The sequence below is a fragment of the Lewinella sp. genome (genome assembly GCF_050633125.1).
Taxonomy (GTDB): Bacteria; Bacteroidota; Bacteroidia; order Chitinophagales; family Saprospiraceae; genus Lewinella.
This window is the reverse complement of record NZ_JBOEFX010000181.1, coordinates 6613-13645: the sequence shown is the minus strand read 5'-3', so window position 1 is coordinate 13645 and position 7033 is coordinate 6613. Positions and strand designations below refer to the sequence as shown.

Here is a 7033-nt window from a genome sequence, read left to right as displayed (position 1 = left end):
TTTGTTTTCGATTGACTCTAAACACAAAAAATGCCAGAGAGTCATTTTACTCTAATGCATTGAGAAGCTTATGCACAATAGCCTGTGCTCTTCTGTGCCCGTACCCGGTGCCATAGGCTGTTGAGGTCAACGCGATAACCATGTTTTCTTGAGGTACTACGACTAAATAATTTCCACCGTTTCCTGAGGCATATAAAAAGTCGATTTCTTTGCCGTTGTATGTTCGCTGGGTTTTGTACCAGAACATTCCATAAGCGTTCGCAAGAGAAGACATCTCTGTGAGGTCGAAAACCTTGCGGGCCAGTAATGTCTCTATGTAATCTGCTGGGACGATTTGGTTGTCGCCCCATTTCCCTTCATTGGCGACGAGTACTCCCAGTTTAGCAAAGTCTACGGTGGATAGAAATAATGTTCCAGCAGCCACGGTTTGATTTGCAGCGTTTGTATACCAGTAATATTTCTTGATCCCCAAAGGAGCAAACACGTTTTTTCTAGCAAAGTCATTGAGACTCATACCGGATGTTTCCTCTATGATAGCTCCTATCAACGCGGCATTAATGTCTGCATAAACCCATTGCTCACCGGGCTTTTTTGCCAATGGAATACCTAATAGGTATTCTACCCATTCGTCTTTTCCCATCCACTGACCGGCATTGCCGGGAGTTCTCCAATCATCCGCATCTGCGTCTAATCCGGAAGACATATCCAACAGGTCCCTGATCTTGATTTGCTTATAGTCTTCGTGTATGGAAGGATACTTCTCTTTTGAGAAAAAAGAATAAACGTCCTGATCTAGATTTTGAACCAAGCCTTCTTTGATCGCCACACCTAGTAGCAAAGAGGTAATACTCTTTCCGGCAGATCGGATGTCATTGATGTCAGATCTAGTATGGCTATTATAGTACCATTCCATCAAGATGTTGTTGTCTTTAATCACGACCATCCCTCTGAAATCCAGCTGGTCGAAATTATCCATTATTGGTATAAGCGCGTCTATTGAATCGCTATTGAAACCAGCATCTTGGTAATCAACCGCAGGAAGGCCAGGGATAGGGGATCTTTGAGCAAAAGAGGTGATAGAAAAGCAGCATAGGCAGAATACCAGAATACTCGTCTTCATGTTTTAGGTTTTAGTACTGTAGCTAAATTCGTGACTATAACGTGGTGTCGATAAAGGAAGTATAGCCAATTGTTCTTTTTCTAACAAAGGGTTCGTGAGGGTGATAAGCCCGGAGGATGGATTCGATAGAGGGTGTATTTTAGGGCTGATATTTTTATTTCTCAATCACTATTCTTTCGACTATCTTTTGTCCCGATGTGTGGTCTTTGACTTCAAGAAGGTAAATGCCTGTGGGGGTAGATTTTAGTTCAAGTTGATTTGTATTTGAAGAGGTCAGCATTGGTTTGCCTTCCAGGTTGTAGAGAGTGACTTGAAAATTCAAATGGCCTTCAATGTCAATATTTATAATGTTTGTAGCTGGATTGGGATAGATACTTACAGCGGTATTCGCGATTTCGTGGATGGATGATGTCAAGTCCATATCATCGCAGTCTTCGTCTATGCCATTGTTTGCGATTTCTTCTGCATCAGGATTAATATTAGGGTTGGTGTCATCACAATCATCAGCCAATAGGAAACCGTCTTGATCTAGGTCATCATCTAGTGTGAGCGGGTTACAATCATCATCAATTCCATTGTATGGTACCTCTTCTGTGCTCCCACAAATTTCATAAGTGACCGTAGTTGTACAGCCGTACTCATCAGCGTAAGTCGCAATGTATGTGCCATAATCACTTTGGTCAACGATGGTGATAGAGATTGTTCTGTCATTAGAAGTAAAACCATTAGGACCTGTCCAGGTCCAAGCATCTCGATCTAAATTACCTGGTGTCATCGTTACGGAATCGCCTAGTGGTAGTATGATTTGATTGCCATCTACCCAGTTGTTTAATGCTACTTTAAATTCAGGGCTGATATCACAAAGGTTACAATCCAAATTCGTTGGTCGGCCTAATGGATAATAGAGATCAATAATGTTTTGAAGTGCAACTTGGGCAGAGTCACCGTGTGTTTCATTATATAAAGGTGACCAGACTTCATACCACCCTTTTCCAAATAAGGGGTTGTTATTATTTCCGGAAAAACCATTTGGGTAGCGTTCATAGGCGTGATCATTAAATTCCTGGTTATTCATAGGGATTAATGATTGATAATGTTCTAATCGATCATAAATTCTACTCGATGAAGGCAAGTTTTCTGTTTCAATTAGAGCTTCTAAACTCGAAGGGTTTTCAGGATGAATACCCCAAAAATGAAACAGTGGTCTTAGGTCAATTCCTGCAGCTTTACACATCCTATAGATTCTATCGTCTTGGTCCGGGTTGTTGGTGTCATATATAATGCCATTCATGTAGTCTACACTCTCTGAATACCAAAAATCTTCTACGGCGCACCATCCAAAAAGATCTACTATGTCGACATAATGAGCATAGCCTCGATGCTGATATTTGACTTCGTCTCCGGGTTGATTAGATATATTTCTTGGGTTGCCTTGTCTGAATGTTTCCGTTATGACTCTCATTTCTGCGGCATCGTCCATATAAATATTCAAAGTAGGTGTAAATGATGTATTAAATGCGGTATCAAGATCCATGTCAAAATTTTTATTCATCACCGCGATGTATAGAAAATTGACCAGGGCTTCTGTCTCTCCTGGAAATTTGGTAATATTTTCCTGATGTCCGTGTTCATGCCAATGTATAGAACCAATATGATCCGATCCTTTTAATAAAGGGTGGTCTTTATTGCCATCAGTCACATCATTAGGACTGTAAGGATAGTTGGACATTGGATAGCCTGGGAAATAAGCACTTCCTCTGAATATAACATCGATTTGGGTATATGTTGGTGTTTTCGTTCGGAGGTCAGGCCGACCGAGCATTTCAGAAACTGCATCAGACCCTCTATCCCAGTTTTGCATTAAGCTTTGTGGGTTGTCAAAGTTGTAAATCCAGCTGGTAGGAACTTGCATCATATACCTGTCGGATTCAAAGTCAGCCCATGCTCCGGGGTGGTTTCGTTCTATGTTTTGCCACTCGCTAAGGCTCGTTTCATGTGATTCTTTATAAGAGAAAAATGGAGAACGAACAACATTCGAAATACTTATCTCTTGAAGCCCTTCGTCCAGTTGGTAAGGGATTTCTATGTAAATGTTTCCTCCAAGAGGGTTACCTACGAGGGTCGTCGTAGAACTTATATCATAGAGCAACGCCACCCTGTCCATTCTTTTGATAATGCTTTTATTTGCTAGATCCCAGTAATGAGCACCTACCCTAATTTGACAACCCTTATTGACAAGGCTAGCAGGGACTGTAATTGTAGCAAGGCTTCCAGGCGCTAGATAACAACCTGTGGGGCGTCTTGCTGCTGTCGCGACACCGTTAGCTTGTGTGCCCCAAGCGGGCATGTGTGAAGCGTTGATCGTCGGGGTTTCCGTAATCGTTGAATCGGTAGGTGGTTCTACGGCGCCTGGAAAATAGTTGGATGTTTGAAATTTTCTATTTCTAAATACCTCTGGAAAATTAGATAGATTGTCGAGTGAGTAGGATTTGTCAATCAGTGCTTGTTGCACACTTAGCATGGTGCGTTCTAGTTCCAGGCCTCCAGCTGGTGTTCTGGGGATACCTGAGGAGGTGTTGCTCGTTGTGAATAAAGCACCTTTTATGGTTTCAAAACAATCCACCAAATCAAGAGACCTGGATATCACATCCAGATCAGTCTCAAATAGATTAACATTGTATAAAATAGCCTCATGTTGGTTTTCAATCTCTTCTGCGGTCATTAGATTAACTCCTTCAATGTGAGATTTAAGGTTACTCAATGAAGTTAATAATTCAGTTACATCTGGTGGTGGTAAATGAATACCATTCATCGTATAGCTAAACTGATCTGAAACTATGTTTTTTAACCTTAACTGAAGCGTTCGAGTACTTCCATCCCAGGTATAAATATCGCCGTAATTGACCGTGGAATGTATCCACATCATATAAATAACTCCATTGTAAGCGCCAGTTACCGTCCAAAACTGAGTAGCAACAACAGCATCAGACAAGCTACCATAATTGCTTCTTGTTGTTCCATCCCATGTGTCTATTTGGCCATAATCGGAATCAGACTGATCTTTTATTTGAAAATAGAGAAGGCCATTATCTGCTCCAGCTAGCGTCCAACGATTGGGAGAGGGAAATATCTCGTCAAGATGGGCATAATTACTTCTTGTCGTTCCATCCCAAGTGTCTATTTGACCATAGTCGCCACTTGTCAAATCAGTATTTTGGTAATAAAAAAAGTCTTCATCGACCGCAAGTAATGCCCAGCCTTCTTCTGTATCAAAAGGCAATGAATTGGCTACATCATAATTAAATGTTCCACTTTCTAGATCATAAAAATCTACCTGCTGATAATTAGCGTCGGATGAATTTATATTTTCAATATAGAGTCTTTGTCCAGAAGCGCGACTTGAAAGAAAAAGTACAAGTACAAGTAATATTGAATGGCTAGCTTTGACCGCTAATTGGTCAATAAAAGTAATAGATTGCTTTTGCATGTTTGCAGTTTGCTTGGAGGTCGTGAGCTGGCTATAAGGTTGGGAGTATAAAATTGGGACAGTACGGATATGCTGCCCAATAAATCTTGGCCTAAAGATAAAATATTTTATGGGCTAAGGCAAGCGGAGCGCGCAGGGCCTAGGGATGGCAGTGGTATGCGCGCAGCACAGCGAGCACATAATAACGAACAGCCCGCCGCAAACGACCATCAGGAGAGCAGCGGAGGCTCCTCAATTAAGCTTATTAATGACACTTGAAATAATCAAAAGGCTCCAAACAATCCAGACAACGGTAGAGGGATTTGCAGGCCGTGGAGCCAAACTGCGCGATCATCTCGGTATTACGACTGCTACAGCGGGGGCATTCTACTTTTTTGTCGTCCTGGAATAGGGCGTGCTTGTCTACATTGCCGGGCTCGGGGGGAGCGATGCCGTAGGCTTTGAGTTTCTTTTTGCCATTTTCAGTCATCCAATCCGTCGTCCATGCGGGCGAGAGTACCGTCGTGATGGTGACCGGATCGTAGCCCGCATCCTGTAGCACCGCACGAATATTGACCTCAATCATATTCATGGCCGGACAGCCAGAATAGGTAGGCGTAATCACAACCTCCAGCTGCCCCGATTTATCCAGCCGAACCTCCCGCACAATCCCCAAATCCGTGATGGTGAGCACCGGTATTTCCGGGTCACTTACTTGTTCAAGAATGTTCCGAACGTCATTCAAGTCAATGGTGTTGGTCGTGTTAGCCATGGTAAGCGTGGTTTATATAAATGAAACGAACAAGTGTTCGGCTTGGTTGCGTGGGTGGGGGAAATAGTGTTCGTTCCGATATCTCGGAACTCACGGGGGGTGCTCGCTGGCGCTACCCGCGAGTGAAACGAGCACAACCGCTCTTTCGAGTAATCGGAAGAGTACCCTCGCAAGCAAAGCCCGCACCTCGCACTCCGCACCCCACCGCACCCTACTACCCCTTCACCCAAGCCTTCTCCAGTACCTTCTCCCCATTGGCCAGATAGCCGCTGAGGTAGTATAGCCCCGCCGGCCAGTGGGCCACCTCTATGCTAGCAGACGACCATTGGCCGCGCTGTACAAGCTGCCCTTGAGCGTTGTGGATTTGCCAAAAACCTGTGTCGGGCGCGGCTTGCCAGCGCAAGGTATTGCCCACAGGGTTGGGAAACAGCCGAAAGTCAGGGAAAAGGCTGGGAGCTTTCACATCAGTGGTGAGCTGACAATCGGTGGGAGCAGGCAAGTTTTCGATACCAAAGAAGCCTCCTTCATCGGTGCCCGTAAAGGTTACGCTACAGTCGGGACCAACGGTAAAAAACCAGCTGTAGAAGTTATCACAACCATCAAAGCAGTCATTCCATTCGTAGCGAAACTCGTAAAGGCGGTTACCGGCTTCGTCGGTGCTGTAATTGATGCGCCCGGCATTGCCGATGATGTAATCGGGCTCTGCGTAGGAGGTCTCCGGCACACTGGCGGTAATAGAATCTGCCAGCGCAAAAAGGTTGAGGTACTGATCGGTATACAAAACACCGGCCCCGAAGTTGAAGTAGCTTTGCAACGTAAAGTTATAGGTCGTCAATAGATTGTCGAGGATAGCATTGCCGGTGAGCGTAGTGCCCTGGGCCCAAGCCTGGGCGATAGGCGAGTCTGTATCCACACCAACAATGAATCCCAGCAGGGCAGGAGAGTTAAAATTGTCGTGTACACAGTAGCGGTTGAAGACCGAATCTGCTTCGGGCAGTTCGTTGCTCAGGTTAAAAATAGCGGCCATCCCTTCCAGTATACTGTCTTGCACGGTGGCCGGAATTTCAATGAGCGCATTGTCAGGACTATTCTGGGCCTGCATCCGTTTGATGGCCATTCCTTTGACATCGCGGTCGTAGGCGTCCCGCAGTACGCTGGGGATCGTACAGTCCGAAGGAATTTGCGCCCAACTGGCCAAGGGCAAGCACAATAGAAGAATACAGGCAAGTAGATTGTTTTTCATTTTTTGGTTGTTTTTTCAAATGGTGTCAAACGCTAACGTGGTGCGACACTCTCCGAGGTCGAATCGCCAAGTCAATGTTGGAGCTACCAATATTTTGATCTCTCCGAGATCATTTGTGTGTAATACGCTTAAGACGTTACTGAAACCAATGATGGTTTGGTAGTTCCTGGATTTCGAGAGAATAACAAACTCCCCCTCCCAAATATATGCCAAATCAAAGCAATATACCTGTCCTCCGCTCGGGCGGAGGTGTCCGCAGGACGGAGGTGGGCCAACCGTACGATCGCACTGGTACGATTGGCGCAAAAATAAGGTGCGCAGGCCAACAGGCCGGAGCGAGGGGCGCGGAGCGACCGAGGACAAGGGACAGAAGTGGTACCGAAGGTAAAAACGGATGGCGTGGTGCCAAGGAACGAAGGCATGGCCCCAAAG

The 7033-nt window shown here is 45.0% G+C and carries 5 protein-coding genes; all 5 read right to left on the bottom strand.

From position 1 onward, the window contains the following. Positions 1 to 46 precede the first annotated feature (46 nt). Positions 47 to 1120: a serine hydrolase domain-containing protein gene (locus ACRBG0_RS27330; protein ID WP_431490005.1), complete on the bottom strand. Its 1074-nt coding sequence runs from the start codon at positions 1118 to 1120 to the stop codon at positions 47 to 49. A gap of 154 nt (positions 1121 to 1274) precedes the next feature. After that, on the bottom strand, positions 1275 to 4607 hold the full coding sequence (locus tag ACRBG0_RS27325; protein ID WP_431490004.1) for a M60 family metallopeptidase: 3333 nt from the start codon (positions 4605 to 4607) through the stop codon (positions 1275 to 1277). A gap of 244 nt (positions 4608 to 4851) precedes the next feature. Then, positions 4852 to 5358, bottom strand: a complete 507-nt coding sequence (gene paaD, locus ACRBG0_RS27320; protein WP_431490003.1) for a 1,2-phenylacetyl-CoA epoxidase subunit PaaD — start codon at positions 5356 to 5358, stop codon at positions 4852 to 4854. 214 nt (positions 5359 to 5572) lie between these two features. Continuing rightward, positions 5573 to 6601 (bottom strand): T9SS type A sorting domain-containing protein, encoded by a 1029-nt coding sequence (locus ACRBG0_RS27315; RefSeq protein WP_431490002.1) that lies wholly within the window; start codon positions 6599 to 6601, stop codon positions 5573 to 5575. A gap of 15 nt (positions 6602 to 6616) precedes the next feature. Beyond that, the coding region (locus ACRBG0_RS27310) for a hypothetical protein (protein WP_431490001.1) at positions 6617 to 7033 on the bottom strand (417 nt) is incomplete at its 5' end.

Bases quoted from the DNA above. Each gene is read 5' to 3' on its own strand.
- ACRBG0_RS27325 (WP_431490004.1), bottom strand. From the start codon at position 4,607: ATGCAAAAGCAATCTATTACTTTTATTGACCAATTAGCGGTCAAAGCT.
- paaD (WP_431490003.1), bottom strand. From the start codon at position 5,358: ATGGCTAACACGACCAACACCATTGACTTGAATGACGTTCGGAACATT.
- ACRBG0_RS27315 (WP_431490002.1), bottom strand. From the start codon at position 6,601: ATGAAAAACAATCTACTTGCCTGTATTCTTCTATTGTGCTTGCCCTTG.
- ACRBG0_RS27330 (WP_431490005.1), bottom strand. From the start codon at position 1,120: ATGAAGACGAGTATTCTGGTATTCTGCCTATGCTGCTTTTCTATCACC.